Below are 26,787 nucleotides of genomic sequence, written 5' to 3' on the forward strand. Positions count from 1 at the left end.
ACCGGACCCGCCGATCGGTTCACGGTTCGGCGCACGATTTTTTCTTGACATGCGCACCGCCCTTGCACCACCCTTTCACTACTCAATTAGTGAAAGGGTGGTTGTCCAGTGGTCGAATACCGCATCGACCGGCACAGCGGCGTCGCCACCTACGTCCAGATCGTCCAGCAGACCAAGCAGGCCCTGCGCCTGGGCATGCTCCAGGCCGGCGACAAGCTCCCCACCGCCCGCGAGGTCGTCGAGGCGACCGCCATCAACCCGAACACCGTGCTGAAGGCGTACCGCGAGCTGGAGCGCGACGGGCTGGTGGAGGCCCGGCGCGGCCTCGGCACCTTCGTGCGGCGCGGGCTGAGCACCGCCCCGGCCGACTCGCCCCTGCGCACGGAACTGGACGGCTGGGCCGTCCGGGCCCAGCAGGCCGGACTGGACCGCGACGACGTGGCCGCGCTCTTCACCGCCGTACTCGACGAACGCTTCGCCGTTGCCACCCCGAACGAGCACCTCCAGGGAGACCCCTCATGACCGACACCGCCATGGCGGCAACCGCGCTCGGCAAGCGTTTCGGCCGGCGCGGTGGCTGGGCGCTGCGCGACTGCACGTTCCGGCTCCCCACCGGGCGCGTCTGTGCCGTCGTCGGCCCCAACGGCGCGGGCAAGTCCACGCTCCTCGCCCTCGCCGCCGGTCTGCTGGCCCCCACCGAGGGCCGGGTCACCGTCCTCGGCACGGATCCGGCGTCCGCACGCGCGCGTGTCGGTTACGTCGCCCAGGACAAGCCCTTGTACCCGCAGCTCACCGTCGCCGAGACGCTCCTCGTGGGCGCCGATCTCAACCCGGGGCGCTGGGACGCCGAGACCGCCGAGGGGATCGTCGCCGCGGGTGATCTCGACCCCGGGAAGAAGATCCGCGCCCTCTCCGGCGGCCAGCGCACCCGGGTCGCGCTCGCCCTGGCCCTGGCCAAGCAGCCCGAACTGCTCCTCCTCGACGAGCCGATGGCCGACCTCGACCCGCTGGCCCGGCACGAGCTGATGGGCTCCCTGATGGCGCAGGCGGCGCAGCACGGCACGACGATCGTCATGTCGTCGCACGTCGTCGCCGAACTGGAGGACTCCTGCGACCACCTGCTGCTGGTCGGCGGCGGCCGGGTGCGCCTCGCCGGTGAGATCGACGACCTGCTCGCCGCCCACGCGCGCGTGAGCACCACCGTCTCCGTGGACGACTCCCCGGCCCAGGCCCCCGAGCTCGCCCCGCACACCGTCGTCGAGTCGCGCGTCACCGGACGTCAGCTCACCGCGCTGGTGCGCCCGGCCGGCCCGCTCGCCGACGACTGGCGGACCTCGACGCCCACCCTGGAGGAGCTCGTCCTCGCCTACCTGCGCAACCCGCAGGCCGCCCCGCTCGCCGCGGCCCAGCCCGAGGAGGCCGCCGTATGACCGCGCTCACCCTCGGCTCGGACCGGACGGCCCCCGCCGCCAAGCGGACCCCCGCACCCGGAACCCACTGGCTCCTCCGCCTGCACCGGCCCGCCTTCCACGGGTGGATCGGCGTCGTCGCCGTCCTCGGCCTCGCCCTCATATGGCTGTGGGGCCCGCTGACCGACTCGGCGATCCAGGGCTGGCGGCAGTACAACGCGTGCGACTACGACGCCGGCCCGTGCGCCTACGACCAGAACGCGATCGTCCGCTACAAGAGCGTGTACATGTACACGACCGGCGCACTGACCGCGCTCCCCTTCGTCGTCGCGGCCTGGGCGGGCGCCTCCCTGTTCGGCCGCGAGCTGGAGCACGGCACCGCGCAGCTCGCCTGGACACAGGGCCTGTCCCCGGTCCGCTGGCTGGCCACCAAGCTCGCCGTCCCCGCCGTCCTGGTCGCCGCGGGCACCGGTCTGCTGGTCACGCTGCACCGCCTGACGTGGTCCGCGGGCGACGGACGTATCGACACCGCCAAGAACTGGCACGACAGCCTGACCCTGCACACCAACGGCCCCACCACGGTCGCCCTCGCCCTGACCGGCCTGACCGCCGGCGCCCTCGCGGGCCTGCTGCTGCGCCGCACGCTGCCCGCGCTGATGCTCGCCCTGGGCTTCGTCGCCGCCCTGCGCGTGCTGGCCGACCTGGCCATGCCCCATCTGTGGCCGACCTTCACCAAGGTCACCAGCCTCGGCGACGCCCACCGGAGCGACGGCATGCAGGTCGACTCGGGTCTGGTCACCTCCTCCGGCGCGCACGTCGCCGACCCCGGCTGCGGACCGGCGTCCTCCTCCGACACCTGCGCCGCCCTCTACAAGAAGCTCGACGCGACCGGCTTCTACTCCTCCTACCACCCCGAGTCCCACTACTGGCCGCTCCAGCTGACCACCACCGCCCTCGTGCTCGCCGTGGCCGCCGCCCTCGCCGTGGCCGCGTTCGTCCTGATCAGGCGCACGACCGCCACCACCCCGCGCGTCGCCCAGGAGGCCGCCGTATGACCGCCGTAGCCCCTGAGAGCACTCCGGACAGCATGCCCGCGCGGGCCGTCCGCGGCGGCGCGGACGGCCGCAGGTCCTGGGGCCTCGCCCGTACCGTGCTGCGGGTGCACCGGGCCGCCCTCACCGTGTGGGCACTCGCCGTCATCGGCCTGAGCGGCTGGCTGGTGTGCGCCACGGAGGTCGGCGCCGCGAGCAAGCGGGCGGCGGTGGAGGCCTGTGACCGGACGGACCAGGACTGGTGCGACACGACGATGGGCTGGACCGGCTACGGCCCGTCGGTCGAGTGGATCGGCCTGCTCACCGGCTATCTCTTCCTCGCCGTCGCCGCCTTCGCGGGCAGCGCCCTCATCGGCCGGGAACTGGAGAGCGGCACCGCGCGCCTCGCCTGGACCCAGGGCGTCTCGCCCACCCGTTGGCTGGCCGCCAAGCTCGCCGTCCCCGCCCTCGCGGTGACCGTCGGCGCCACCGCCCTGGTCCTCGTGTACCGCTGGGCCTGGGCCGCCGACCAGGACCCGCTGAGCAACGGCTGGAAGGCCGGCAGCGCCTTCCTCGCCCGCGGCCCGGCCACCGTCGCGTACGCCCTCTGCGCCCTCGCCGTCGGAACCCTGATCGCGCTCCTGCTGCGCCGTACCCTGCCCGCCCTCGCCGTCTCCGTGGCCACGACCGGGCTGCTCGGCTACGTGGTGGCGCAGTTCCGGGACTCCTTCTGGCCCGCGCTGACCATCACCTCGACCACCCAGGACGTCGAGTATCCGGACAGCGCGTGGGAGCTGGAGAACGGCGCCGTCATCCACGGCCGACGCGACCCGGACTTCGACATCTGGCAATGCGACGGCACGGTCGCCGAGGGCCGTCGCTGCCTCGACGACCTGGGCTTCTCCGGGACCTATCTCACCTACCACCCGGAGTCCCACTACTGGCCGCTCCAGCTCGTGGAGAGCGGCGTCGTCCTCGCGGTGGCGGCCGCCGCGACCACGGCCGCCTTCCTGCTGCTGCGCCGCCGCACGGCCTGAAACCGCCGATCCCGGCCGATCACCGCCGATCCCGGGCGGACCCCGGGGCGTGCACGTCCCTCCACGGGGGGAAGGACGTACACGCCCCGCGCGCGTGTCGCCCCCACCGGGGCATCCTCCGACCCCCGCGAGCCGCCCCGCGATATCCCGCACGCCATGTCGCCGTAACCGTTGGTTCAGACGACCTTGCGAGGCTCGGCGAATGAAGCCCGCCGTGCCCGAGCCTTCGCCGCCTCCCGAGGGAAATCAGCCCCAGGGAAGCACCGCCGCGATCCCGCCCGCACGTTCCGACGCGCCTGTATCACTGTTGGCGCGGAAGAATGGGTACATGAGCCAGCAAGAGACCCAGGCCGAGATCCAGCACGCGCAGCCCTCCGTGGGCTCCATAGCCGCGCACCGCCCGCACACAGTGGCTGCCGTGGTCTCCGATCTGGAGCCCGACATCGACGCCGACCTCGACACCTACGAAGAGGCGCCGTACGACGGCCCCCAGCTTCCGCAGGGCCGTTTCCTGGACCGGGAGCGCAGCTGGCTCGCGTTCAACGAGCGCGTCCTGGAACTCGCCGAGGACCCGAACACCCCGCTCCTCGAACGGGCCAACTTCCTCGCCATCTTCGCCAGCAACCTGGACGAGTTCTTCATGGTCCGGGTGGCCGGCCTGAAGCGCCGGATCGCCACCGGGGTCGCCACCCGTTCGGCCTCCGGTCTCCAGCCGCGCGAGGTGCTCGAGATGATCTGGGCGCGCTCGCGCGAGCTCATGGCCCGGCACGCCGCGACCTACCACGAGGACATCGCCCCCGCCCTCGCGGAGGAGGGCATCCACCTGGTCCGCTGGAGCGAACTTGCGGAGAAGGAGCAGGCCCGCCTCTTCACGCTGTTCCGGCACCAGATCTTCCCGGTCCTCACCCCGCTCGCCGTCGACCCCGCGCACCCCTTCCCGTACATCTCGGGTCTCTCGCTGAACCTCGCAGTCGTCGTGCGCAACCCGGTCAGCGGCAACAAGCACTTCGCGCGCGTCAAGGTGCCGCCCCTGCTGTCCCGCTTCCTGGAGAGCAGCCCGGGCCGCTACGTCCCCATCGAGGACGTCATCGGCGCGCACCTGGAGGAGCTGTTCCCGGGCATGGAGGTGCTGGAGCACCACGCCTTCCGGCTCACCCGCAACGAGGACCTGGAGGTCGAGGAGGACGACGCCGAGAACCTCCTGCAGGCCCTGGAGAAGGAGCTCATGCGGCGCCGCTTCGGGCCGCCGGTGCGCCTGGAGGTCGAGGAGTCCATCGACCGCGAGGTGCTCGACCTCCTCGTCCGCGAGCTGAAGATCTCCGAGGCGGAGGTCTACCCGCTGCCCGGCCCGCTCGACCTCACCGGTCTCTTCCGCATCCACGGTCTCGACCGCCCCGAGCTGAAGTACAAGAAGTTCATCGCCGGCACGCACCGCGACCTCGCCGAGGTGGAGTCCGCCTCCGCCCCCGACATCTTCGGCGCGCTGCGCAACCGCGATGTGCTGCTGCACCACCCGTACGACAGCTTCTCCACCTCCGTCCAGGCGTTCCTGGAGCAGGCGGCCGCCGACCCGGACGTCCTCGCCATCAAGCAGACCCTGTACCGGACCTCGGGCGACTCCCCGATAGTCGACGCGCTCATCGAGGCCGCCGAGTCCGGCAAGCAGGTCCTCGTCCTGGTCGAGATCAAGGCCCGGTTCGACGAGCACGCCAACATCAAGTGGGCGCGCAAGCTGGAGGAGGCCGGCTGTCACGTCGTCTACGGCCTCGTCGGTCTGAAGACCCACTGCAAGCTGTCGCTGGTGGTCCGCCAGGAGGGCGAGACGCTGCGGCGCTACTGCCACGTCGGGACCGGCAACTACCACCCGAAGACGGCCCGGCTCTACGAGGACCTCGGCGTGCTGACCGCCGACCCGCAGGTCGGCGCGGACCTCTCCGACCTCTTCAACCGGCTCTCCGGCTACTCCCGCCGCGAGACCTACCGCCGTCTCCTCGTCGCCCCCAAGTCCCTGCGTGACGGCCTGATCTCACGCATCGACAAGGAGATCCAGCACCACCGCGCGGGACGGCCCGCGCACGTCCGCATCAAGGTCAACTCGATAGTCGACGAAGCCCTCATCGACTCGCTCTACCGCGCGTCCCAGGCGGGCGTGCCGGTCGACGTGTGGGTGCGCGGCATCTGCGCGGTGCGCCCGGGCGTGCCGGGCCTCTCGGACAACATCCGGGTCCGCTCCATCCTCGGCCGCTTCCTCGAGCACTCCCGTGTCTTCGGCTTCGGCAACGGCGGGGAGCCCGAGGTGTGGATCGGCAGCGCCGACATGATGCACCGCAACCTCGACCGCCGTATCGAGGCCCTGGTCAGGGTCACGGACACGGCCCACCGGGCGTCCCTGAACCGGATGCTGGAGACCGGCATGTCCGACTCCACCTCCTCCTGGCACCTCGGCCCGGACGGCGAGTGGATCCGGCACGCGACCGATGCGGACGGCGCGCCCCTGCGCAACATCCAGGAGATGTTCATAGACGCCCGGAGGCGCCGGCGTGGCACAGCGACACCATGACCTGACGGACCCCGCGGCGGAGGCCGCGACCGGGCCCGCGACGACGGGGGACGCCCTGGCGGGCTACCTCCGCGCCCAGGCCACGGAGTTCCTCCGCGCATTGCGCCTGCACCGGGAGACGGGCGGCGCCACGTCGAACGGCTCGTCGGGCGGCTCGTCGAACGGCGTCGAGGCGGACCGGGACGACGCGGCGCGCGCCCTGCGCCGCTCGGCCCGCCGCATCAGCGGCAGCCTGCACACCTTCCGGCCCCTCCTCGACCACGAGTGGTCGGAGGGGATCCGCCCCGAACTGGCCTGGCTGTCGGGCACGCTGGCCCTGGAGCACGCGTACGGGGCCCGGCTGGAGCGGCTGCTGCTGGCGCTGAACCGGCTGTCGGGCTCCACACCGGTGCCGCCCCAGGCCCAGGCGACGGGCCCGGGCCGCACCGCCTCGGGCGGAAACCGGGCCGCCGCCGCGCACCCGGCGACCCCGGACCGCGGCAACCTCACCGTGGGCGCGGCGAAGGCCGGCGCCCTCCTGGACCGTCAGCTCACCCTCGCCCGCACCCGGGCCCACTCCACCGCCCTCCAGGCCCTCGGCTCCTCCCGCTTCCACGCCGTCGCGGACAAGGTCGCCGTCCTGGCCAGCGAGGTGCCGCTGACCCCGGCCGCCGCGGCCACCGACCTGTGCCCGCTGGCCGCGGCGGCCGAGGAGCGCCTCGTCGACGCGGTCGGCGCGCTCCCGCTGAGCACCGCGGGCAACCCGTACAACGCGCAGGCCCTGATCCACGGCCTCTCCCCGGACCCGGCCCCGCACCCGCAGGACGCGCCCTGGCACCAGGCCCGGCTCCTGCTGCGCCTGCACCGGTACGCGTGCGAGGTCGTGCACGGCCGCAGCACCCCCCTGGACGTCCGGCTGCTCACCGCGGGCCACGCCCTCGACCGGCACCGGGACGCCTCGGAGGCGGCGTCGGCCGCGGCGCAGGCGGCCCGCACCCCCCGGATCGCTCCCGCGACGGCGTACGCGCTCGGCGTGCTGCACGCGGACCAGCGGCACGAGGTGGAGGCGGCCCGGTACACGTTCCAGCGTTCGTGGCAGAAACAGCCCATCGGCGCCCCCTGACCTCCGCACGGCGCACCCTGACCGCACGGCGCACCCTGAACAGACGGCGCACCCTGAACAGACAGGCGGTGAGAACCAGGTGAGCACGGCGAACACCCCCGACCGCCCTACCGGCGCCCCCGACCGCCCCGCCGGCACCCCCGAGCAGTCCACCGGCCCCGACGGCCCCGCCGGCCCCGACGGCCCCGCCGGCTCCGACGACTCCGTCGTCCAGGCAGCCGGTTGCGTCCTGTGGCGGCGGTCCCCGGCGGCGGCGGGCGGGCTGGAGATCTGCCTCGTCCACCGCCCCAAGTACGACGACTGGTCGCACCCCAAGGGCAAGCTGAAACGCGGCGAGGACCCGCTCGCGGGCGCGCTGCGCGAGGTGGAGGAGGAGACTGGCCACCGGGCCGTGCCCGGCACCCGGCTCCCCACCGTCGAGTACGAGGCGAACGGCCGCCCGAAGCTGGTCCGCTACTGGGCGGCGGAGGCCGTCTCCGGCCTGTTCGTCCCCAACCACGAGGTGGACAGGCTGCTCTGGCTCGCTCCGCCGGCTGCCCGCGACCGGCTCACCCAGCCGAGGGACCGCACACTCGTGGACGCCCTGCTGCACGTCCTGCACCTGGCATAACGGGTGGGGGAACAGGGTGGGCCGCCGGAATCGCCCCGTGTCCTCGACGTGAGCGTTCCGTGACCTAACCGCACCGTCCCCAGGGGTTCACCCGCCGTTCACTCGCGCCCGTAAGCGCCTTCACCTGATCTGCCTAATTTCGGCCTTACGCGGTGCGGCACGCGAACCGAAAGGGCACGCCGGACCGACCAGACTTCGCACACTCCGCACGCCGCCGGAATTCAGGACGGCGGCTCCTGGAAGGATCTTCCTCAAGTGAAGCTTCAGCGCATGAACCGGCGGGCTCTCTCCCTCGGTGCTCTCGCCGTCTCCGGCGCCCTGGCCCTCACGGCGTGCGGCTCCGACGACACCGGCTCCAGCAGCGGCAGCAGCTCGTCCGCCACCGCGGCCGCCGGGTCCATCAAGTGTGACGACGCCAAGGGCCAGCTCCTCGCCGACGGCTCCTCCGCGCAGAAGAACGCGATCGACGCCTGGGTCAAGAACTTCACCCAGGCCTGCTCCGGCGTCCAGGTCAACTACAAGGGCTCCGGCTCCGGCGCCGGTGTCACCGCGTTCACGCAGGGCACGGTCGCCTTCGCCGGCTCCGACTCCGCGCTGAAGCCGGAGCAGGTCACCGCCTCCAAGTCGGTCTGCTCCGGCGGCCAGGGCATCGACCTGCCGATGGTGGCCGGCCCGATCGCCGTCGCCTACAACGTCTCGGGCGTCGACAACCTGACGCTGGACGCCGCCACGATCGCCAAGATCTTCGACGGCAAGATCACCAACTGGAACGACGCCGCGATCAAGGCCCTGAACCCCGACGCGACGCTGCCCGACCTGAAGATCCAGCCGTACCACCGCTCGGACGAGTCGGGTACGACGGACAACTTCACCAAGTACCTGATCGCCGCCAGCCCGGACAACTGGAAGTACTCCGGCGGCAAGGCCTGGCAGGCCAAGGGCGGCCAGGCCGCGGCCGGCTCCTCCGGTGTCGCCCAGGGCGTCAAGCAGACCAACGGCGCGATCGGCTACATGGAGCTGTCGTACGCGAAGGACGGCCTCGGCACCGTCGCCGTCGACACGGGCGCCTCGGCCCCGGTCAAGCCCTCCTCCGACGGCGCCACCAAGGCCGTGGCCGCCGCGCAGGTCGTCGGCACCGGCAGCGACCTGTCGCTGAAGCTGGACTACAACACCAAGGCCGAGGGCGCCTACCCGCTGACCCTGGTCACGTACGAGATCGCCTGCGACAAGGGCAACAAGGCCGCGACCCTGCCCGCCACCAAGGCCTTCCTCCGCTACATCGCCAGCACGGAGGGCCAGGGCATCCTCTCGGGCATCGACTACGCGCCGATCCCCGACGCCATCATCTCCAAGGTCCGCACCACCATCGAGGGCCTGAGCTGATCTCAGCGGTGCGGTCCGGCTCCGGGGAACCCGGTCCGGACCGCACCCGTCCGGTGCACCGCCGCCAGGGGCCGCCCGCAGTCCGGCCCCACCCGAGCCGCCCACAACCCGCAGGCGGCTCCGCAGACCGGAGACCCCTATGGACATATCGACACAGAAGTCAGACACGGACGGCACCCCTCCCCCCACCGAGATCCGCTCGGCCGAGCAGAAGGCCGCCACCCGCGGCGCCACCCGACCCGGCGACCGCGTCTTCCTCGCGCTCTCCCGCGGCTCGGGCATCTTCCTGTTGGTGATCATGGCCGCGATCGCGGTCTTCCTCACCTACCGCGCCTCGCTCGCGATCAGCAAGGACGACGCCAACTTCCTCACCGCCTTCGAGTGGAACACCGGCCTCGTCCCGCCGAAGTTCGGCATCGCCGTCCTGGCCTTCGGCACAGTGGTCTCGTCGATCATCGCCATGGCCATCGCGGTCCCGATCGCCGTCTCGATCGCCCTCTTCATCACGCACTACGCCCCGCGTCGCCTGAGCGGCCCCGTCGCGTACGTGATCGACCTGCTCGCCGCCGTGCCGTCCATCGTGTACGGCCTCTGGGGCGCACTGGTCCTCGTACCGCACATGGACGGCCTGTTCGGCTGGCTGAACAACTACTTCGGCTGGACCGGGATCTTCTCCTGGGACGAGGGCGCCCCGCGCTCGATGCTCACGGTGGGCATCCTGCTGGCGATCATGATCCTGCCGGTCATCACCAACGTGAGCCGCGAGGTCTTCCGCCAGGTCCCGCAGATGCACGAGGAGGCGGCCCTGGCGCTGGGCGCCACCCGCTGGGAGGTCATCCGCATGTCGGTGCTCCCCTTCGGCCGCTCCGGTGTGATCTCCGCCTCGATGCTCGGCCTCGGCCGCGCCCTCGGCGAGACGATGGCGGTGGCCACCGTGCTCTCCCCCGACTTCGACATCCACGCCAGCCTCCTCAACCCCGGCGGCGGCACCTTCGCCCAGAACATCGCCAGCAAGTTCAACGAGGCGACGGAGTTCGGCCGTGACGCGCTCATCGCCTCCGGTCTGGTCCTGTTCGTCATCACCCTGCTGGTGAACGGCGCGGCACGATGGATCATCTCCCGCCGCAGTGAGTACTCGGGGGCCAACGCATGAGCCACGCAAGCGCAGTAGCCGACAAGACCCCCAGCACCCTGCGGGGAGCCAGCCTCCCGAGCTGGTCCCCCTACGCCATCGCGGCCGGTTCGCTCGCCCTCGCGGTCGTCATCGGCCTGGCCGGCGGCCTGGACAGCGAGGTCCAGTGGGGCCTGATCGCCGGTCTCCTCTTCCTCGTCGGCACCTACGGCATCGCCGCGAAGGTGGAGGGCCGCCGCCAGGCGAAGGACCGCATCGCGACGAACCTGGTCTGGATGGCGTTCCTGCTCGCCGTCGTCCCGCTGGTCTCCCTCCTCTGGACGACGATCCAGCGCGGCGTGAAGGTCCTGGACGTCTACTTCCTCACCCACTCCATGGGCGTGGTGGCGGACAGCGAGCCCGGCGGCGGCATCTACCACGCGATCCTCGGCAGCCTGGAGCAGGTCGGCCTGGCCACCGCGATCGGCGCCCCGATCGGCATCCTGACGGCGATCTACCTGGTCGAGTACGGCCGCGGCAGCCTGGCCAAGGCGGTCACGTTCTTCGTGGACGTCATGACCGGCATCCCCTCCATCGTGGCAGGCCTCTTCATCCTGAGCCTGATGCTGATGCTGGACATGGAGCCCTTCGGCTTCGCGGGCTCCCTCGCCCTGGCGATCCTGATGATGCCGGTCGTCGTACGCTCGACTGAAGAGATGCTGAAGCTCGTCCCGAACGAGTTGCGCGAAGCGTCGCTCGCCCTGGGCGTGCCGAAGTGGCGGACGATCCTGAAGGTGGTGGTCCCGACGTCGATCGGCGGCATCATCACGGGCGTCATGCTGGCGATCGCCCGCATCGCCGGCGAAACGGCCCCGGTGCTGCTGTTGGTCTTCGGGAACCCGTTCATCAACGCGAACCCCTTCGAGGGTGCGCAGGCCTCGCTCCCGCTGTACATCTACCAGCAGTACGCGCAGAGCGCGGGATCGACGGCGGCCTACGACCGTGCCTGGGCCGCATCGCTCACGCTGATCGCCTTCGTGATGATCCTGAACCTGGTGGCCCGTGGCATCGCCCGCTGGAAGGCCCCGAAGACCGGTCGCTGACGCGGCCACACAGCGACTGATCTGATCTGACCGGGAAGTGAAGTAGAAAAAATGGCCAAGCGAATCGACGTAAGCGGTCTGACCGCCTACTACGGGTCCCACAAGGCGATCGAAGACATCTCGATGACGGTCGAGCCCCGCTCGGTGACGGCCTTCATCGGCCCCTCCGGCTGCGGCAAGTCGACGTTCCTGCGCACGCTGAACCGCATGCACGAGGTGACGTCCGGCGGCCGCGTCGAGGGCAAGGTCCTCCTGGACGACGAGGACCTGTACGGCGCGGGCATCGACCCGGTGTCGGTCCGCCGCGAGGTCGGCATGGTCTTCCAGCGCCCGAACCCGTTCCCCACGATGTCGATCTTCGACAACGTGGCGGCGGGCCTGCGTCTGAACGGCGGCTACAAGAAGTCGGAACTGGCGGACGTCGTCGAGAAGTCCCTCAAGGGCGCGAACCTCTGGAACGAGGTCAAGGACCGTCTGAACAAGCCCGGCTCGGGCCTTTCGGGCGGCCAGCAGCAGCGCCTGTGCATCGCACGAGCGATCGCGGTCGAACCGAAGGTCCTGTTGATGGACGAGCCCTGCTCGGCCCTCGACCCCATCTCCACCCTTGCGATCGAGGACCTGATCGGCGAGTTGAAGGAACGGTTCACGATCGTCATCGTGACGCACAACATGCAGCAGGCGGCGCGCGTCTCCGACCGCACGGCCTTCTTCAACCTCTCCGCCGTCGGCCAGCCCGGCAAGCTGATCGAGATCGACGACACGGAACGCATCTTCTCCAACCCGTCGGTCCAGGCCACCGAGGACTACATCTCGGGCCGCTTCGGCTAAACCGCCACCCCGCCCCAAGTCCCCTCGCGGTGCTGCATGGCGGTGCCACCGCGAGGACACAAAGAGCCCGCCCCCCCGACAGGGGGGCGGGCTCACTGTTACCTCCGACGGTCGGACGGAGGACGGGGGACGGGGGACGGGGGAGGTTGGCCGGATGCCCGGGGGCGGGGAGGGGCGGGGAGGAGCGAGGCCGGAGCCCCTGACCAGCCCAGGACAAGGGACACCCTCCCAACCCACCAAGCCGGGGACGGGCAGGGGGCGAAGCCCCGGCAGAGGGTGCCCTCCCGGCTCACCGACTCGGACAGACAGGCGGGCGAACACCCAGGGGTACAGGGGACGAAGCCCCCGCCGGGTTCGGGGCGAAACCCCGAGAGAGGACACCCTCCCAGCCCACCCAGTCGGGCGGGCGGGCGAACACCCAGGGGTACAGGGGACGAAGCCCCCGCCAGGGTTCGGGGCGAAACCCCGAGAGAGGGCACCCTCTCGACCCACCGAGTCGGGTGGGTGGGCGGGCGGACGGGGGTGCAGGGGGCGGAGCCCCCGGCCGCCCCGGGACGGGACCTCTCGGCCTACCGCGTCGGGCGGGTGGGTGGGCAGGCTCCCCCTACAGGAACGCCAGGTTCACAACCCAGAACGCACAAGCCGCAACCGCCCCCGCCGCCGGCATCGTGATGAACCACCCAAGGACAATGTTCTTGGCGACTCCCCACCGCACGGCATTGACCCGCTTCGTCGCCCCCACCCCCATGATCGCCGAAGTGATCACATGCGTAGTGGAGATCGGCGCCTTGAACAGAAACGCGGTGGTGAACATGATCGACGCCCCCGTCGTCTCCGCCGCGAACCCCTGCGGCGGATCAAGCTCGATGATCTTCCGTCCAAGCGTCCGCATGATGCGCCACCCACCCGCATACGTCCCCAGCGACAGCATCACCGCACAAGCTACCTTCACCCACACCGGAATCGGATCATCGGGCCCCTGCACATCGCCGATGACCAACGCCATCACCACGATGCCCATCGTCTTCTGCGCGTCCTGCAGACCATGCCCCAGCGCCATACCCGCGGCGGAAACCGTCTGCGCTATCCGGAAACCCCGCTTGGCCTTGTGCGGATTGGCCCGCCTGAATATCCACAGAATCGCCGTCATCACCAGATAGCCGACGACCAGCCCGACCACCGGCGAGACGAACATCGGAATGACGACCTTGTCGAGCACGCCGGACCAGATGACATCCGTGCCCCCGGCCAGCGCAGCGCCCACCATGCCACCGAACAGCGCGTGCGAAGACGACGAAGGCAACCCGAAGTACCAGGTGACGAGGTTCCAGACGATCGCCCCGATCAACGCGGCGAAGAGGATCCCCATACCCTTGGACCCGTCCGGCGTCTCGATCAGCCCCTTGCTGACCGTATGCGCGACGCCGCTCCCCAGGAACGCACCGGCCAGGTTCATCACCGCGGCCATGGCCAGCGCCGCGCGCGGCGTCAGCGCCCGCGTGGAGACGGACGTCGCAATGGCGTTCGCGGAGTCGTGAAAACCGTTGGTGTAAGTGAATCCGAGCGCGACGCCGATGGTCACGACCAGAGCAAAGGTGTCCATGAAAGGTTCAGGACTCCTTGACCGCGATGGTCTCCACCGTGTTGGCCACGTGCTCGAAGGCGTCGGCGGCCTCCTCCAGCACATCCACGATCTGCTTCAGCTTGAGCACCTCGATGGCGTCGTACTTGCCGTTGAAGAGGTGGGCGAGCAGCTTGCGGTGGATCTGGTCGGCCTGGTTCTCGAGCCGGTTGACCTCGATCCAGTACTCGGTGAGGTTCTCCATGGTCCGCAGGTTCGGCATCGCCTCGGCCGTCAGCTCCGCCGCCCGTGCCAGCACCTCGATCTGCTGCTCGACGCCCTTGGGCAGTTCCTCGACGTTGTAGAGGACGACCAGGTCGACGGCCTCCTCCATGAAGTCCATGATGTCGTCGAGGCAGGACGCGAGGTTGTAGATGTCCTCGCGGTCGAAGGGCGTGATGAACGAGGAGTTCAGCTGATGGAAGATCGCGTGCGTGGCATCGTCACCAGCGTGTTCGGCGGCCCGCATACGCTCTGCGATCTCGGCCCGGGCGGAGGTGTCCGCCCCGAGCAGTTCCATCAGGAGTTTCGAGCCCGTGACGATGTTGTCCGCGGAGGCGGCGAACATGTCATAGAAGCTCGTCTCCCTGGGGGTCAGACGAAATCGCACGTGGGGTCCTCAAGATGCATCGGTTTCGGTCAGGCTGATGCTAGGCGCATCATCCGGCCACGGCTAATGGGCCGTCCCCCAGTGTCGCCCATGAGACAGAGAGACCGGCAGGGGGGCGACCGGCAGCCGGTCGACCGACGTAGTGCCTGCTCGGGCCGTATACCCACGAAACTTCGGTACGATATACCCAGTAGGGGTATATGTCTGGAGCTGGAGCGCTGGAGGACACGATGACGACCACCGAGGCCGGCACGGAAGAGGCCCTCGCCACCCCGGCCCCCGCGACGGGCCAGGTCCACGGCTATCACAAGCAGAAGGCCGAACACCTCAAGCGCCTGCGCCGCATCGAAGGCCAGATCCGCGGCCTGCAACGCATGGTCGACGAGGACACCTACTGCATCGACATACTCACCCAGGTGTCCGCCTCCACCAAGGCCCTTCAGTCGTTCGCCCTGCAGCTCCTGGAGGAACACCTGCGCCACTGCGTCGCCGACGCGGCCCTCAAGGGAGGCGACGAGATCGACGCGAAGGTGGAGGAAGCGACGAAGGCGATCGCCCGCCTACTGCGCACCTGACCCGCCCTCTCCTCCTTCTTCCCGCACCCGCAGCACCTGGTCGATGCTCTCCAGGCTGAGCCGTTCGCCGCCCGCCGCGGAGGCCGCGATGATCAGCTCCCCGCACAGTTCGATCTCCGCGAGGGCCACGTGGTCCTGAACTGCCGTACCGCCGCCCGGAGCCACGCGCATCACCTCGTCTCTGCCGTCACCGACTTCCTAGGGTAGGGAGCGCTATACACCGAGCGCATGGCACGGACGGGCTAGTCCTTGTGCCCACCCTGTGGCCGAAAACAATCGCACAGGAGAGTCGAGGGCAGCTTCACTCCTCGGCGATCCGCCCCGCGTAGATGTCCCCCACCGCGGGCAACCGCACATCGACGGCCGCCCCGAAGTCGTACAACAGGGTCGTCGAGGCCACCGCGACAGCCTCTTTCTGCTGCCCGTTCACGAAACTGAACCGGTGCCGGACCTTGCGGATCCGCCCCTGGTCGTCGAGATAGACGTCGAACGGCACCCGAGCCGTGGCGAACCCTTTCGCTGCCGCCCGCAGCGAGTCCCGTCCGCCCACGGACGCGTCCTCGGCGGCCATCGTCAGATCGGCGGTCCCGCGATAGTGCCGCACCGCCGTCCCGGCCACCTCGGTCCGCCCGACGTACGTCGCCGTGCGCGTCCCGCGCAGCACCTCGGCGGCGGCGAACGGATCGGTGGCCCCGCCGGTCACCAGATTCCCGTCGGACAGGCTCGCAGTCTCCACCCGCACCCATTTGTCGGCCGGCACCCCGGCCCCCCGGTTCTTCATGAACAGGGCTCCGGGCGCGAGGAGTTCGGTGATCGGCCGGTGCTCACTGGCCCCGGACGGATCCTGCGGCAGCAGTACCTTCAGCTCCCCGAGCTGCTTGCGGTAGTCGTAGACGCCCTGGCCGCGGATGGTCACCCGGGTCCCGCCGGTGGCCATCTCCATCGACGTACGGGCCTTCGAGGTGCCCGCTTCGACGAGTGCGTCGGCGGCCCGGTGCAACGTCTCGACGGGATCGACGGCCCGGCCGTCCTCGCCGGCGGCTCCACCGCCGGAGCACCCGGCCGCGCCCGCGCAGACCCCACAGACCCCCGCCACGATCCCCCACAGGACCGCCGCACCCATCTGCCTGCGCTGCCGCTCCGCCATGGTCCCTCTACCCCCAGCCGGTACGTCCGTCACGGGCTCCTCGCCGTTCCGGTAACGACGGCCGAGTGCCCCTCGTCACGCGCGACCGAAAGCGTGCGACCGCCATACGGGTCTTTTGCCGAACGTGGGTAACGTTGTCGGAGTGACACAGCAGGACCGCTCGGCCCACCCCCGCGCCGACGGGGAACACACCACCACGACCGTCGAACAGGGCCGCTTCTGCCTGGCCCGCTGCACCTGCGGCTGGCGCGGCCCGGCCCGCAGAGCGAGAAGCATGGCCAGAACGGACGCGCAACGCCACACAGACAACTGACCCACCGACCGGCCGACCGACCAGCCGACCGACGAGCGGACGTCACTGTTCCGTCACCGCCGCGACCCGCCGGAACCTGTGGTCCCATGCCCCCGTCTCGCTCCATGAAGCAGACGAAGGCAGCAGCAGCCGACAGGCGGCCGAGGGCCAAGGGCCGAGGGAAGGCGCAGAACATGGAACGGCGTACGTTCATCGCAGGCGGCACGGCCGCGGTCGCGGCAGCGGCGACCGCCTGCAAGGCGACCGGCGGCAGCGCGAGCGGCCCCGCCCCGGCGACCGGAACGGGAACGGGAACGGAAACCGGGGCGACGACCCCGCTCACGAGCGCCGGCGTCGCGGCCCCCGCCGACTTGACCGCGCTGGCCCGTGACCTGGACGGCACCCTGGTCCGCCCCGGCGAAGCCTCCTGGACCGCCGCCAGCCGGCTCTACAACACCCGCTTCGACGGCCTCAAGCCGGCCGCGGTGGCCTACGTCGCCCACGCCGACGACATCCGCACCGCCATGGCGTACGCCCGCGCCCACCGGACCAAGGTCGCGATCCGCAACGGCGGCCACTCCTACGGCGGCTGGTCCTCGGGCGACGGCCGCCTGATCATCGACGTCTCCAAGCTGAACCGGGTCCGGGCCGGCGGCGCCTCGGCCGTGGTCGGCGCGGGAGCCAAGCTCATCGACGTCTACCGGACGCTCGCCGCGAAGGGCGTGACGATCCCGGCTGGCTCCTGCCCGACGGTCGGCGTCTCCGGCCTGGTCCTCGGCGGCGGCCACGGCGTGGTCTCCCGCGCCTACGGCCTGACCTGCGACAGCCTCACCCAGGCCACGATCGTCACCGCGGACGGCAAGCAGCTCGTCGCCAACGCCACGACGAACAAAGACCTGTTCTGGGCGCTGCGCGGCGCCGGCAACGGCAACTTCGGCGTCGTCACGGAACTGCAGTTCAAGACCCACCCCGCGCCCCAGGCGGTGACCGGCTACCTCACCTGGCCCTGGGCGAAGGCGGCCGCGGTGGTGAAGGCGTGGCAGGAGTGGGGCCCGTCCCAGCCCGACGAGATCTGGTCCTCCCTGCACGTGGCGAACGCGGCGGGCGGCGCCCCCTCCATCTCGGTCTCCGCGTTCTGCATCGGCACGTACGGCCAGCTCCAGAACGCGGTGGACCGGCTGGCGGACCGGGTGGGGGCCCCGGCGTCGACCGTCTCCCTGCGCCGCCGCACCTACGAGGCGGCGATGGAGGTCTACGCCGGCTGCTCGTCCTTCTCCTCGGACGCCCAGTGTCATCTGCCGGGCTCGACGCCGGGCCGTTCACCGCAGGGCGCGCTGGGCCGGGAGACCTACGCGGCCCGCTCGGACTTCTTCGACGTCTCGCTCTCGACGGCCGGCGTCCAGACCCTCCTGAACCAGCTGAAGTCGGTCCCGGCCGGCTCGGGCAGCATCGCCCTCACGGCGCTGGGGGGCGCGGTGAACCGCGTCTCCCCCACGGCCACGGCGTTCGTCCACCGCCGCTCGCGCATGCTGGCCCAGTACATCGTGTCCTGGCGGGCGGGCACGACGGGCACGGCCGCGCAGTCCTGGCTGAACACCGCCCACAAGGCGATGTCCCCGTACGCCTCGGGCGCGGCCTACCAGAACTACGCGGACCCGACCCTGACGAACTGGCGCAAGGCGTACTACGGCGCCGCGCTCCCCCGCCTGACCCAACTGAAGAAGCAGTACGACCCGACGGGCTTCTTCACCTACCCGCAAGCGCTCTAGGCCCGTACTTCGCAGGTCACCCGATCGTGAAGATCAAGTGGTCGTGGCTGATCGCTCGCCGATCGGAACCGCTACGGCAATAGCGGTCCCGGACCGACCCAGTCGAGATCGGACGCTGAGAGGCCGCTGCGGCGAACCTTTTCGGCGACCTGCGAAGTACGGGTCTAGGGGGCTTCGACTGGCCTGGTACCTGTCCGGCTCTAGGCGGCGAGATCCCGTTCCTCGGCGGCGAGGTCGGCCCGGGCGCCGGGCACGAACCCGTCCCGCTCCGCGACCCGGGCGGCTCGGCTCCGCACGACCCATCCCACCCGCGGCGACCGGTCGACGGCCTTCAGCACGGGGGTGAGCAGCATGGAGGCGACCGGCGACAGCAGCAGGGCGACGGCGGTCCCGAGCGCGAACCCGCCGACCACATCGGTCGGATAGTGCACACCCATGTAGACCCGGCAGAACCCCTCCACCAGCGCGATCCCTACCCCCACCAGCCCGAACTTCCGGTTGGCGACGAACAACCCGACGGCCATGGCCATGGTCAGGGTGGCGTGATCGCTCACGAAGGAGTAGTCGGTCTTGCCGGAGACGAGCACCTCCAGCCCCTGATGATCACGGAAGGGGCGGGGCCGCTCGACGAAACCGCGTATGGGCACGTTCACCAGCACGGCGATCCCGGCGGCGAGCGGCGCCCACGCCAGGGCGGCAACGGAGGAGGCGGCCTCCTCGGCCCCACCGCTCCTGCGCCGGACCCCCCACCAGCACCACACGATGAGCAGGATCATAGCGAGGAGCAGCCCGTACTCCCCCACGAACTCGACCACCCGGTCGAGCCAGTGCGGAGCGTCCTTGGCGAGCCCGTTGATGTCATAGAGCAGGTCGACGTCGGGGTTCGACCCGGAATCGGCGAGTCCAGCCATGGTGCTGCGGCCCCTTCGTCGTGTTCTGCTCGGCGCACCTCACATGCGCCCGCCTCAACAGGAACGCACGGTCCCCGTTGATACGTTCCACTCTCCACTGAATGATCACTCAGACGTTATCGAAGAGAGATAGATCCCCGCAGCTCAGAGGCCGGGTCACAGCCCTCGTCAGACCGTCGTGGGGAGCGCTTTCGCGCCATCTTCGGTGACCCGGGTGGCCCCGAAGTACTCCGCCGTGTCGATGGGGTCGAACCGGATGACGGCACCCGTGTAGGGCGCGTCGATCATGTACCCGCCGCCCACGTAGATCCCCACGTGGTGGATGGCCCGCGAGTTGCCGAGATCGGTGGAGAAGAACACCAGATCCCCGGGCAACAGCTCACTCCGCTTGGGATGCGGCCCGGCGTTGTACTGATCGTTGGCGACCCGGGGCAAGGTGATCCCGACGCTTTCGTAGGCGGCCTTGGTCAACCCCGAACAGTCGAACCGTCCACCCTGTTCAGCGGTACCGTTCCCACCCCACAGATAGGGCGTCCCGAGCTTCTTCTGAGCGTAGTAAATGGCCCCGGCGGCCTGCTTGGAAGGATCCACCCGACTGACGGGCGCGGCGAAGCTCTTCTCGAGCGTGCGGATCGTCTTGACGTAGTTCTGCGTCTCGCTGATCGAGGGAACCCCGCCCGCTCTGATGACGCGGTCCGGGCCGGCGTTGTATGCCGCGAGCATGTTGTTGGTGACGTCTCCCGGCACGGTTTTGACGTACTTGGCGAGGTCGCAGTCGTACGAAGCGGCCGATGGAATCGCGTCATTCGGATCCCAGATGTCTCGGTCGCCGTCGCCGTCGCCGTCGACGCCGTGGGTGGCCCACGTACTGGGGATGAACTGTGCGATGCCGCGTGCGTCGGCGGAGCTGACGACGTCCGGATCCCAACCGCTCTCCTGGTACAGCTGGGCCGCCAGCAGGGCGGGGTTGATGGCGGTGCAGAGGTTGCCCCACTTCTGCACGAGCGCCTGGTAGGCCGACGGCACGGCCCCCTTGGCCAGCCCGACGCTCCCCGCGCCGACGCCGTTGACGATGTTTCCGGCTACGAGGTACACACCAATGATGAGCAGCATCACGAAGCTCAGCCCGAGCCCGACCGCGGCTCCGCCGACCACCCAAACTTTTCGCACGCTTCAACCCTCCCCCACCGCGGCCCTGTTTACGGGTCTTTCGCGAACCTGTCCGTGTCGTGTGCGCTACTTCGAGACGAATCCCTTGCAGTCAATGCTCGCGTATTGCTTGGGTCCTTGGACATGGAGGAAGAGCACGGTCCAGTCACCGGCGTCGTTCTCGACGGGGACGGCGTCGCCGGCTTCCTCGCCCCGCACGATCTGCCGGAAGTCGTCCGGGTAGGTCAGGTCCACCCACTCGGTGCCGACCTCGACAGGCTGGCTCGTGTACCCCAGTTCGAGGTTCTCCTGGAACCCTCCGGCGAAGGGCTTGCCCGTGTCCGCGTCGATCGCGTGCGGAGACTTCACGGCCACGGAAACGTAGTAGGGCGTCGAGGGCTCGTATTTGAGCCGGAACTCGATTCGCCCCTTGCCTGAGGTGTAGGGAGCGTCGCTGCCCGCTGCGGAGACCGAGCTCTGGAAGTACTCGCTGCGCTCCTCCACCGGCAGATTGCAGGTGCCCTCGCCGTACTGTGACGTCGTGTCAGCTTTCCAGAAGTCGCGCGAGGGGTTCGTCTGCTCGACGTAGGCCGGCGGCTGAAGTTTCGACTTGTCGCTGCCCGCGGTCGTGGGTGCCGAAGATGTCGCTCCCGACGATGCCGCGCCGTCATTGCCCTTGTCGCCGGCGCCGCCCGTGCCGGGGAGCAGGGTGAGAGCGGCAACGGTCCCGACGCCCACGGCCAGGCCCGCCGCCCCGGCGATCAGCCAGGGCTTGCCGCGCCGCCGCACGGCGGGGGTCGACCGGACCGTCTGCGTGGGCGTGTAGCCATGGCCGTAGCCGTACGGAGGCGGTGCCGTCGGCAGGTCGTGCAGACCGACCGGTGGATTCGCGGGAGGGGCCGGTATCCCGGTCGGGGCAGCAGGGTACCGAGGTGGGGCGGCAGGGATCTGCGGGACGGCTTCGGCCAGGCTGACGAGTCCCCCGTAGAACGTGTCCTCGACCAGGGCCGTGCGCACCCCGCACCGCGCTATCAACTCGGTGAGCCCCGGCCGGGCCGCCGGCTCCTTGGCCACGCACGCCTCGACCAGGGCGGCCAACTCCGCGTCCACGCCCACGAGATCGATGGCCTCATGCACGGCGCGATAGCTCACCCCGGCGGACTCCCCATGGCCGAAGGGCGATCGGCCGGTGGCCGCGTACGCGAGCGTCGCGCCGAGCGCGAAGACGTCCGCGGCAGGCCCGACCTCGTTGCGCAACAGCACCTCGGGGGCGGTGTAGCCCGGCGTGCCCGGTGCGAACCCCGCCTCGGTGAGCGCCGTCTGGGATGCGCTCCGCGCGATGCCGAAGTCGATGAGCTGCGGGCCCTGGGCCGCGAGGATCACGTTCTGCGGTTTGAGGTCCCGGTGCGTCACGCCGTACGCGTGCACGCTCGCCAACGCCTCGGCCAGGGCCGCGAACAACCGCCGCGCGGTCTCCACAGGCAGCGCCCCCCGCTCCCGCACCGCCTCGCTCAAGGTCGGCCCCGCCACGTACTCGGTCGCCAGCCAGTACGGCGCCGTATCCAGCGAGGCGTCGATGAGGTTCGCCGTGTACGCGCTGCGTACCGCCCGCGCCGTCTCCACCTCGCGCCGGAACCGGGCCAGCGCCTCCGGGTGGTCGATGATCTCGTCCCGGATCACCTTGATCGCCACGAGCCGTCCACCGGGCGAGCGCCCGAGGTAGACCTGCCCCATGCCACCCGCGCCGAGCCTGGCGAGGAGTGTGTGCGCGCCCATCCGCGCGGGGTCATGAGCCTTCAGTACGTCCACCGAACCGACCTTGCCACACAGGTCAGTTCGCCCGGGAGACGGTCCCCCGCCCGACCCCCGGTGAGGTTCCTGTCGATCACCTCAAGGCCGCCCCCGCAGCGCGTCAAGTCCTCCCCATCGTTCGACCACGGATTGCTCATCCCCCACCATGATCAGGCAACGCACGCACCAAGGTTTCGGCATCGGCCATACGTTCCACCCCGTGATATCCGAAGACACTCCCCCCAGAACCGCCCGCCGCGCGCTCCTGCGCGGCGGCATGGCCGGCGCCCTGGCCCTCGGCGGCGCAGCCCTCGCCACCACCCCCGCCTCGGCCTCCTCCCCCACCGCCCCCCGCTCAGCCCCCCGCCCCGGCACGGCCGGCGAGGCCCTGCGCGAGCTGGCGGCCGGCAACCTGCGCTGGCGCACCTACCGCGAGCGGCACCCGGACGAGACCCCCACCGTCCGCCAGAGCCTGACGACGAGTCAGCACCCCTTCGCCGTCGTCCTCGGCTGCATCGACTCCCGCGTGCCCCCGGAGCTCGTCTTCGACCAGGGCCTGGGCGACCTGATGACCGTCCGCAGCGCCGGCGAGGTTCTGGACGAGGCCGTGCTCGGCAGCATCGCCTACGGTGTGCTCGAACTGGACATCCCGCTGGTCATGGTGCTCGGTCACCAGTCCTGCGGCGCGGTGAAGGCCGCCGTCCAGGCGGACCTGACCGGCGAGCGGCTCCCCGCCCACATCCAGTATCTGGCCGACCGGATCAGCCCGAACATCGACCGCACCAAGGACGGCGACGCCCGCGTCGACGCGACCATCGACGCCAACATACGAGCCGTCCGCGCCCGTCTCGCCGCCGAGCCCGACCTCGCCGCGAAGATCGCCGCCGGCGAGCTGGCCGTGGTCGGCGCCCGCTACGAGCTGACCACGCAGCGCGTGCACCGCATCACCTGAGACTCCGCTCCCCCCCAGCTGTCAGGGGGCCGAGGCCGACGCTTCCCGGTAGAGTTCCGCCGCCTCGGCCCCCAGGACCACGCTGTACGAGATGTCGGCCGTGGCCCCGCCCTGCTCGTGGCCGCCGAGGATGCCGACGACCTCGTCGTCGCCGTTCACCCACGGGCTGCCGCTGGTTCCGCCGGTGAAGGCGGGGCAGCCGATGCGCTGCTGGGTGGAGTTGTGCGGGGTGGGCCGGTTGCTGCAGCGGATCGGGGCCTCGATCGAGGTGGGGTAGCCGGTGACGGTCACGGCGGTGGCCCCGGTGGTGGTACCCGTGACGAACCGGTTGCCGCCGACGACGTCCTCGACGTCCTTCCCGCCCCGCTCCCCGAGGACGGCGAACGCGACATCGCTGTCCTCGTCCTGCCCCTTCGCCCACCCGTCGGGCAGGAAGACCCGCTGGATGCTCCAGACCCCGTGCGGAGCGACGCCGTCCCGGTACCCCGGGGCGAAGACGACATCGCCGCCCCCGGCCCCGGTCAGACAGTGCGCCGCGCTGACTATGAGGTCGTGCTGCGGGCTGTGCACCACGGACGCCGTGCAGAAGTGCTCACCGGCGAGCTTGCCCGCGTGCGCGTCGGCGGCGCTGAACAGCGTGCCGACCCGGGCGGTCTGTGCCGTCGCCACGGCGACGGCCGTCACCCCGAGGGGCCCGGGCCCCCCGTCGGCGGCCGCCTCGGAGGCGGAGGTGACGGCCAGCAGGACGACCGCACCGAGCAGGGCGTTTCGCTTCATCGGGTTCACTGTGTCCCACGAAGGTGAGAGAAGCCTCAGATACCTCTTCCGGTCCTTCCGACGCTACCCGCACTCGGCCCACACAACCTTCCCGGCCGTCCCGCCCAGCGCGGAGGCCCCCCACCGCGCGGCACAGGCCTCGACCAGCTGGAGCCCGCGCCCGTGCTCGTCATCGGCAGCGGCCGGCCGGACGACCCCTGGCACACGGGGATCGCTGTCCCATACACCGACCCGAAGCCGCCCATGCTCCACGGACCGCAACCGCAGGGCGTACGGGCCGACGGTGTGCAGATGCGCGTTGGCGAGGAGTTCGGCGGCGAGCAGTTCGGCCGTAGGGGTGAGCTGCGCCAGATCGTGTGCGGCGAGAACGGTACGGAGGGTGACACGGGCGATGCCAGGGGCGCGGAGATCGTGGGGGAGTTGAAGGGTGTAGGACCAGGGCGGGGTTACCGTGGGCATGGAAGTGTCCGATCACTGTGGGGAGTTGGGGGACTGCGCTTGGTTGTGAAGGTAGCGGCACCCATATAAGTTCTTACACGGATCGCCGAAAAGCATTGATTTACCACTCGTGTGAGTGACAAGGAGGCCGGACACGCGTGCGAAGCAATCCAACGGGTCGCCAACTCCGCCTGGGCACTGAGCTGCGCAAACTCCGGGAGCGCGCGGGCCTGACCTCGACCCAGGCGAGCCGACTGCTCGGCGTGCAGCAGAACCAGATCAGCAACGTCGAGGCTGGCCGAGCCGGAGTAAGCCCCGACCGCGTACGCACGCTGGCCTGCCAGTACGACTGCGGCGACAAGGCCCTCGTCCAAGCGCTCAGCGACATGGCGACCGAGCGGGCGCGCGGCTGGTGGGAGGAGTACCGCGAGATCCTGCCTGCCGTCCTGTTGGACATGGCGGAGGTCGAACACCACGCCGCGCAGCTGCGGACCGCCGTGACCGTCCACATTCCCGGCCTGTTCCAGACCACGGACTACGCCCGCGAGATCTTCCGCCAGGACGTGCCCGAGATGTCACCGCCGGACATCGAGCACCGGATCTCGTTCCGCGTGAAACGTCAGGCCGTGCTCTACCGGGACACCCCGACCCCGCACCAGGCGATCATCCACGAGGCGGCCCTGCGCATGAAGTTCGGCGGCTCCTCGGTGACCCGCTCCCAGCTCCAGCATCTGCTGGGCATGAGCGAGCGCGAGCACATCACCGTCCAGGTGATCCCCTTCGACGCCGGCACCTTCCCGGGCTCGGGGCAGTCGATCTACTACTCCCGAGGACCGGTACCGCAGCTCGACACCGTCAATCTCGACCAGTCGCACGGCCCTGCGTTCCTCGACTCCGAAGCCCAACTCGACAAGTACCGCGTGCTCCTGAACCGTATGGAAGCCTCCGCACTCTCCCCCTCGGAGTCGCGGGACCTCGTCCACAAAGTGATCCAGGACCTGTGAGGAAGTCCATGTCCACCCTCTCCTGGCAGAAGTCGTCCTACTGCGCGCAGGGCAACTCCTGCATCCACATAGCCACCACCCCCCACACCATCCACCTCACCGAATCCGCCGACCCCAGCGGAGCGATACTCATGGCCACCCCGGCCACCTTCGCCTCCCTCCTCAGCACCCTTAAAAAGGAAACCCCCCGTGGCTGACATCCCCTCCGACCTCACCTGGACCCGGGCCGCCCCGCCCGACGCCACGGGCCCCGGCCCCTGGATCGAGATCGCCTTCGGCGAGGGGGACGGGCCCGAGGACACCGAGGCCCCCGTCTACCTCCGGGAGACCGGCGACCCGGACAACGTCGTCACGACGAACCGCCGCAAGTGGGACGCGTTCGTACTGGGCGTCCAGGCAGGCGAGTTCGATCACTTCGTGGAAGGGATCAACGAAAACCCCACCGCCATGTGACGTTCGACACAAATCCCATACTGCCGCTCATACGGTCGATTCGACATGTGGCTTTTGGGGACGTTCTATATGACGCTGTCGATGAGAGTGCACCCGTTTGGGTGTACACCATTCGAATGTAGCCAAGTGCCACCTACCCCGGACACCTCGTAGGGTGGGGATCGGGTGCGAACCGATGTGCCCGACCATGCCCGAGAGCTGGTCGCGTGGCAGGCAGCACTGAGGCGCGGTCAGCGCGCCCCAGAAGGAGTCCCATGCCCTCCACCGCCTCCGATCCCAGCCTGAACCGCCGAAAACTGCGGCTCGCGCTGAAGGCCTTTCGTGACAAGACGAGCCTGACCCAGCGCGACGCCGCAACGCACCTCGACTGGTCCTTGTCGAAGGTGATCCGGATCGAGGCGGGCACGGTGAGCCTGTCCGTCACCGACCTCCAGGCGATGCTCCGCCTCTACGAGATCACCGACGAGGCGGTCGTCGAGGAGCTGCAGCAGGCGGCGCGCGGCAGCAAGGGCCAGTCGTGGTGGTCGGACTACAACGACATCATCTCGGCGCCGTTCTCCCAGTTCCTGGGCTACGAGAGCGCGGCGGACTCCGTCCGCACCTACCACCCCACCCTCATCCCCGGCCTGCTCCAGACCGCCGACTACATCGAGGAACTCTTCGCCGTGACCCCCGGGGTCACTCAGGTGCAGCGCCGCATCGACCTCAGGACGGCCCGGCAGGAGCGCATCTTCGCGGACGGGGACACGGGCGCGGCAGTGACCGCGATCGTCGACGAGTCCGCACTGCGCCGCCTCGTCGGCGGTGCGGGAGTCATGCGCAACCAGCTGTCCCACATCAGGCAGTTGGCAGTCGGTCAGCGCATCACACTCCAGGTCCTGCCGTTCAGCGCGGGCGCCCACGACAGCCTGGAGGACGGCCTCGTCCTCTTCGGCTACCACGACGACGACGACGTGCTGTACATCGCCGGCCCCGGCGGTGTCCTCACCAACCGGGACAACCGCGAGAAGGTCGCCCGCTACCAGGAGTGCTTCGAGGACCTGATCGACAAGTCGCTGAGCCACGACGCATCGGTCGCGCTGCTCGACGAACTCCTCGGCCAACTGAACGTGAACCGTTCCTGA

At 70.1% G+C, this 26,787-nt stretch carries 28 protein-coding genes; 19 read left to right on the forward strand and 9 right to left on the reverse strand.

Annotated features, from left to right (window positions below; genetic code table 11):
• Positions 1–108: 108 nt before the first annotated feature.
• The 11 genes from AB0J04_RS16810 (at position 109) to pstB (ending at position 12,174) form a co-directional block, all read left to right on the forward strand.
• Positions 109–522: a GntR family transcriptional regulator gene (locus tag AB0J04_RS16810; RefSeq protein WP_363169192.1), complete on the forward strand. Its 414-nt coding sequence runs from the start codon at positions 109–111 to the stop codon at positions 520–522.
• Positions 519–1,430, forward strand: coding sequence for an ABC transporter ATP-binding protein (locus AB0J04_RS16815; protein WP_363169193.1), 912 nt, complete (start codon positions 519–521; stop codon positions 1,428–1,430). The genes AB0J04_RS16810 and AB0J04_RS16815 overlap by 4 nt, the downstream gene beginning before the upstream one ends.
• Complete coding sequence (locus tag AB0J04_RS16820) at positions 1,427–2,464, forward strand: ABC transporter permease (RefSeq protein ID WP_363169194.1); 1,038 nt, start codon at positions 1,427–1,429, stop codon at positions 2,462–2,464. The genes AB0J04_RS16815 and AB0J04_RS16820 overlap by 4 nt, the downstream gene beginning before the upstream one ends.
• Positions 2,461–3,477, forward strand: a complete 1,017-nt coding sequence (locus tag AB0J04_RS16825) for an ABC transporter permease subunit (protein ID WP_363169195.1) — start codon at positions 2,461–2,463, stop codon at positions 3,475–3,477. The genes AB0J04_RS16820 and AB0J04_RS16825 overlap by 4 nt, the downstream gene beginning before the upstream one ends.
• 202 nt (positions 3,478–3,679) lie before the next feature.
• On the forward strand, positions 3,680–6,037 hold the full coding sequence (locus tag AB0J04_RS16830; RefSeq protein WP_363169196.1) for an RNA degradosome polyphosphate kinase: 2,358 nt from the start codon (positions 3,680–3,682) through the stop codon (positions 6,035–6,037).
• A complete protein-coding gene (locus tag AB0J04_RS16835) occupies positions 6,018–7,139 on the forward strand; it encodes a CHAD domain-containing protein (RefSeq protein ID WP_363169197.1) in 1,122 nt (373 codons plus the stop codon). Before AB0J04_RS16830 ends, AB0J04_RS16835 begins: the two co-directional genes overlap by 20 nt.
• A gap of 229 nt (positions 7,140–7,368) precedes the next feature.
• The gene (locus tag AB0J04_RS16840) at positions 7,369–7,749 is read left to right on the forward strand and encodes an NUDIX hydrolase (RefSeq protein ID WP_363169232.1); all 381 of its coding nucleotides are present in this window, start codon (positions 7,369–7,371) and stop codon (positions 7,747–7,749) included.
• Positions 7,750–8,004: 255 nt separating this feature from the next.
• Positions 8,005–9,132: a phosphate ABC transporter substrate-binding protein PstS gene (gene pstS, locus AB0J04_RS16845; RefSeq protein ID WP_363169198.1), complete on the forward strand. Its 1,128-nt coding sequence runs from the start codon at positions 8,005–8,007 to the stop codon at positions 9,130–9,132.
• Positions 9,133–9,271: 139 nt separating this feature from the next.
• The gene (gene pstC / locus AB0J04_RS16850; protein WP_363169199.1) at positions 9,272–10,285 is read left to right on the forward strand and encodes a phosphate ABC transporter permease subunit PstC; all 1,014 of its coding nucleotides are present in this window, start codon (positions 9,272–9,274) and stop codon (positions 10,283–10,285) included.
• A complete protein-coding gene (gene pstA / locus AB0J04_RS16855; RefSeq protein ID WP_363169200.1) occupies positions 10,282–11,346 on the forward strand; it encodes a phosphate ABC transporter permease PstA in 1,065 nt (354 codons plus the stop codon). The genes pstC and pstA overlap by 4 nt, the downstream gene beginning before the upstream one ends.
• Positions 11,347–11,397: 51 nt before the next feature.
• Complete coding sequence (gene pstB, locus AB0J04_RS16860; RefSeq protein WP_363169201.1) at positions 11,398–12,174, forward strand: phosphate ABC transporter ATP-binding protein PstB; 777 nt, start codon at positions 11,398–11,400, stop codon at positions 12,172–12,174.
• Between the two features lie 604 nt (positions 12,175–12,778).
• On the opposite strand, the gene AB0J04_RS16865 is transcribed toward pstB, so the two are convergent.
• Together AB0J04_RS16865 and AB0J04_RS16870 are read right to left on the reverse strand one after the other, a co-directional pair.
• On the reverse strand, positions 12,779–13,777 hold the full coding sequence (locus tag AB0J04_RS16865) for an inorganic phosphate transporter (RefSeq protein WP_363169202.1): 999 nt from the start codon (positions 13,775–13,777) through the stop codon (positions 12,779–12,781).
• A gap of 7 nt (positions 13,778–13,784) precedes the next feature.
• Entirely contained in the window at positions 13,785–14,405 is a 621-nt protein-coding gene (locus AB0J04_RS16870; RefSeq protein ID WP_363169203.1) for a DUF47 family protein, read from the reverse strand.
• A gap of 230 nt (positions 14,406–14,635) precedes the next feature.
• Between AB0J04_RS16870 and AB0J04_RS16875 the strand changes: the two genes are divergently transcribed.
• On the forward strand, positions 14,636–14,980 hold the full coding sequence (locus AB0J04_RS16875) for a metal-sensitive transcriptional regulator (RefSeq protein WP_363169204.1): 345 nt from the start codon (positions 14,636–14,638) through the stop codon (positions 14,978–14,980).
• Here AB0J04_RS16875 and AB0J04_RS16880 read toward each other — a convergent pair.
• The gene (locus AB0J04_RS16880) at positions 14,966–15,151 is read right to left on the reverse strand and encodes a hypothetical protein (protein WP_363169205.1); all 186 of its coding nucleotides are present in this window, start codon (positions 15,149–15,151) and stop codon (positions 14,966–14,968) included. The genes AB0J04_RS16875 and AB0J04_RS16880 overlap by 15 nt on opposite strands.
• Positions 15,152–15,281: 130 nt before the next feature.
• A complete protein-coding gene (locus tag AB0J04_RS16885) occupies positions 15,282–16,127 on the reverse strand; it encodes a hypothetical protein (protein WP_363169206.1) in 846 nt (281 codons plus the stop codon).
• Positions 16,128–16,269: 142 nt separating this feature from the next.
• On the opposite strand from AB0J04_RS16885, the gene AB0J04_RS16890 reads away from it, so the two are divergent.
• Together AB0J04_RS16890 and AB0J04_RS16895 are read left to right on the forward strand one after the other, a co-directional pair.
• The gene (locus AB0J04_RS16890) at positions 16,270–16,440 is read left to right on the forward strand and encodes a hypothetical protein (protein WP_363169207.1); all 171 of its coding nucleotides are present in this window, start codon (positions 16,270–16,272) and stop codon (positions 16,438–16,440) included.
• 173 nt (positions 16,441–16,613) lie between these two features.
• The gene (locus AB0J04_RS16895; RefSeq protein WP_363169208.1) at positions 16,614–18,188 is read left to right on the forward strand and encodes an FAD-binding oxidoreductase; all 1,575 of its coding nucleotides are present in this window, start codon (positions 16,614–16,616) and stop codon (positions 18,186–18,188) included.
• Between the two features lie 200 nt (positions 18,189–18,388).
• On the opposite strand, the gene AB0J04_RS16900 is transcribed toward AB0J04_RS16895, so the two are convergent.
• From AB0J04_RS16900 to AB0J04_RS16910, 3 genes are all read right to left on the reverse strand, one after another.
• Positions 18,389–19,099 (reverse strand): phosphatase PAP2 family protein, encoded by a 711-nt coding sequence (locus tag AB0J04_RS16900; protein WP_363169209.1) that lies wholly within the window; start codon positions 19,097–19,099, stop codon positions 18,389–18,391.
• A gap of 168 nt (positions 19,100–19,267) precedes the next feature.
• On the reverse strand, positions 19,268–20,212 hold the full coding sequence (locus tag AB0J04_RS16905) for a bifunctional lytic transglycosylase/C40 family peptidase (RefSeq protein WP_363169233.1): 945 nt from the start codon (positions 20,210–20,212) through the stop codon (positions 19,268–19,270).
• A 123-nt stretch (positions 20,213–20,335) separates the two neighbouring features.
• A complete protein-coding gene (locus tag AB0J04_RS16910; protein WP_363169210.1) occupies positions 20,336–22,057 on the reverse strand; it encodes a serine/threonine-protein kinase in 1,722 nt (573 codons plus the stop codon).
• Positions 22,058–22,316: 259 nt separating this feature from the next.
• Between AB0J04_RS16910 and AB0J04_RS16915 the strand changes: the two genes are divergently transcribed.
• Positions 22,317–22,991 (forward strand): carbonic anhydrase, encoded by a 675-nt coding sequence (locus AB0J04_RS16915; protein WP_363169234.1) that lies wholly within the window; start codon positions 22,317–22,319, stop codon positions 22,989–22,991.
• 21 nt (positions 22,992–23,012) lie between these two features.
• Here the strand turns inward: AB0J04_RS16915 and AB0J04_RS16920 are convergent, their stop codons facing one another.
• Both AB0J04_RS16920 and AB0J04_RS16925 read right to left on the reverse strand, forming a co-directional pair.
• Positions 23,013–23,768 (reverse strand): trypsin-like peptidase domain-containing protein, encoded by a 756-nt coding sequence (locus tag AB0J04_RS16920; protein ID WP_363169211.1) that lies wholly within the window; start codon positions 23,766–23,768, stop codon positions 23,013–23,015.
• Positions 23,769–23,831: 63 nt separating this feature from the next.
• Positions 23,832–24,227 (reverse strand): ATP-binding protein, encoded by a 396-nt coding sequence (locus tag AB0J04_RS16925; RefSeq protein WP_363169212.1) that lies wholly within the window; start codon positions 24,225–24,227, stop codon positions 23,832–23,834.
• A 137-nt stretch (positions 24,228–24,364) separates the two neighbouring features.
• On the opposite strand from AB0J04_RS16925, the gene AB0J04_RS16930 reads away from it, so the two are divergent.
• From AB0J04_RS16930 to AB0J04_RS16945, 4 genes are all read left to right on the forward strand, one after another.
• Complete coding sequence (locus AB0J04_RS16930) at positions 24,365–25,210, forward strand: helix-turn-helix transcriptional regulator (protein ID WP_363169213.1); 846 nt, start codon at positions 24,365–24,367, stop codon at positions 25,208–25,210.
• Between the two features lie 8 nt (positions 25,211–25,218).
• The gene (locus AB0J04_RS16935) at positions 25,219–25,407 is read left to right on the forward strand and encodes a DUF397 domain-containing protein (protein ID WP_363169214.1); all 189 of its coding nucleotides are present in this window, start codon (positions 25,219–25,221) and stop codon (positions 25,405–25,407) included.
• On the forward strand, positions 25,400–25,663 hold the full coding sequence (locus tag AB0J04_RS16940) for a DUF397 domain-containing protein (protein WP_363169215.1): 264 nt from the start codon (positions 25,400–25,402) through the stop codon (positions 25,661–25,663). Before AB0J04_RS16935 ends, AB0J04_RS16940 begins: the two co-directional genes overlap by 8 nt.
• A gap of 254 nt (positions 25,664–25,917) precedes the next feature.
• Complete coding sequence (locus tag AB0J04_RS16945) at positions 25,918–26,787, forward strand: helix-turn-helix transcriptional regulator (RefSeq protein WP_363169216.1); 870 nt, start codon at positions 25,918–25,920, stop codon at positions 26,785–26,787.

The sequence above is a fragment of the Streptomyces sp. NPDC050263 genome (assembly GCF_040655955.1).
Classification (GTDB): domain Bacteria; phylum Actinomycetota; class Actinomycetes; order Streptomycetales; family Streptomycetaceae; genus Streptomyces.

Excerpts from the sequence above, each read along its gene's own strand:
- AB0J04_RS16875 (WP_363169204.1), top strand. The coding sequence starts at position 14,636 with ATGACGACCACCGAGGCCGGCACGGAAGAGGCCCTCGCCACCCCGGCC.
- AB0J04_RS16880 (WP_363169205.1), bottom strand. The coding sequence starts at position 15,151 with ATGCGCGTGGCTCCGGGCGGCGGTACGGCAGTTCAGGACCACGTGGCC.
- AB0J04_RS16895 (WP_363169208.1), top strand. The coding sequence starts at position 16,614 with ATGGAACGGCGTACGTTCATCGCAGGCGGCACGGCCGCGGTCGCGGCA.
- AB0J04_RS16830 (WP_363169196.1), top strand. The coding sequence starts at position 3,680 with ATGAAGCCCGCCGTGCCCGAGCCTTCGCCGCCTCCCGAGGGAAATCAG.
- pstA (WP_363169200.1), top strand. The coding sequence starts at position 10,282 with ATGAGCCACGCAAGCGCAGTAGCCGACAAGACCCCCAGCACCCTGCGG.
- AB0J04_RS16815 (WP_363169193.1), top strand. The coding sequence starts at position 519 with ATGACCGACACCGCCATGGCGGCAACCGCGCTCGGCAAGCGTTTCGGC.
- AB0J04_RS16935 (WP_363169214.1), top strand. The coding sequence starts at position 25,219 with ATGTCCACCCTCTCCTGGCAGAAGTCGTCCTACTGCGCGCAGGGCAAC.
- AB0J04_RS16825 (WP_363169195.1), top strand. The coding sequence starts at position 2,461 with ATGACCGCCGTAGCCCCTGAGAGCACTCCGGACAGCATGCCCGCGCGG.
- AB0J04_RS16885 (WP_363169206.1), bottom strand. The coding sequence starts at position 16,127 with ATGGCGGAGCGGCAGCGCAGGCAGATGGGTGCGGCGGTCCTGTGGGGG.
- AB0J04_RS16865 (WP_363169202.1), bottom strand. The coding sequence starts at position 13,777 with ATGGACACCTTTGCTCTGGTCGTGACCATCGGCGTCGCGCTCGGATTC.
- AB0J04_RS16945 (WP_363169216.1), top strand. The coding sequence starts at position 25,918 with ATGCCCTCCACCGCCTCCGATCCCAGCCTGAACCGCCGAAAACTGCGG.
- AB0J04_RS16820 (WP_363169194.1), top strand. The coding sequence starts at position 1,427 with ATGACCGCGCTCACCCTCGGCTCGGACCGGACGGCCCCCGCCGCCAAG.
- AB0J04_RS16905 (WP_363169233.1), bottom strand. The coding sequence starts at position 20,212 with ATGCTGCTCATCATTGGTGTGTACCTCGTAGCCGGAAACATCGTCAAC.
- AB0J04_RS16900 (WP_363169209.1), bottom strand. The coding sequence starts at position 19,099 with ATGGCTGGACTCGCCGATTCCGGGTCGAACCCCGACGTCGACCTGCTC.
- AB0J04_RS16920 (WP_363169211.1), bottom strand. The coding sequence starts at position 23,768 with ATGAAGCGAAACGCCCTGCTCGGTGCGGTCGTCCTGCTGGCCGTCACC.
- pstB (WP_363169201.1), top strand. The coding sequence starts at position 11,398 with ATGGCCAAGCGAATCGACGTAAGCGGTCTGACCGCCTACTACGGGTCC.
- AB0J04_RS16925 (WP_363169212.1), bottom strand. The coding sequence starts at position 24,227 with ATGCCCACGGTAACCCCGCCCTGGTCCTACACCCTTCAACTCCCCCAC.
- AB0J04_RS16915 (WP_363169234.1), top strand. The coding sequence starts at position 22,317 with ATGGCCGGCGCCCTGGCCCTCGGCGGCGCAGCCCTCGCCACCACCCCC.
- pstC (WP_363169199.1), top strand. The coding sequence starts at position 9,272 with ATGGACATATCGACACAGAAGTCAGACACGGACGGCACCCCTCCCCCC.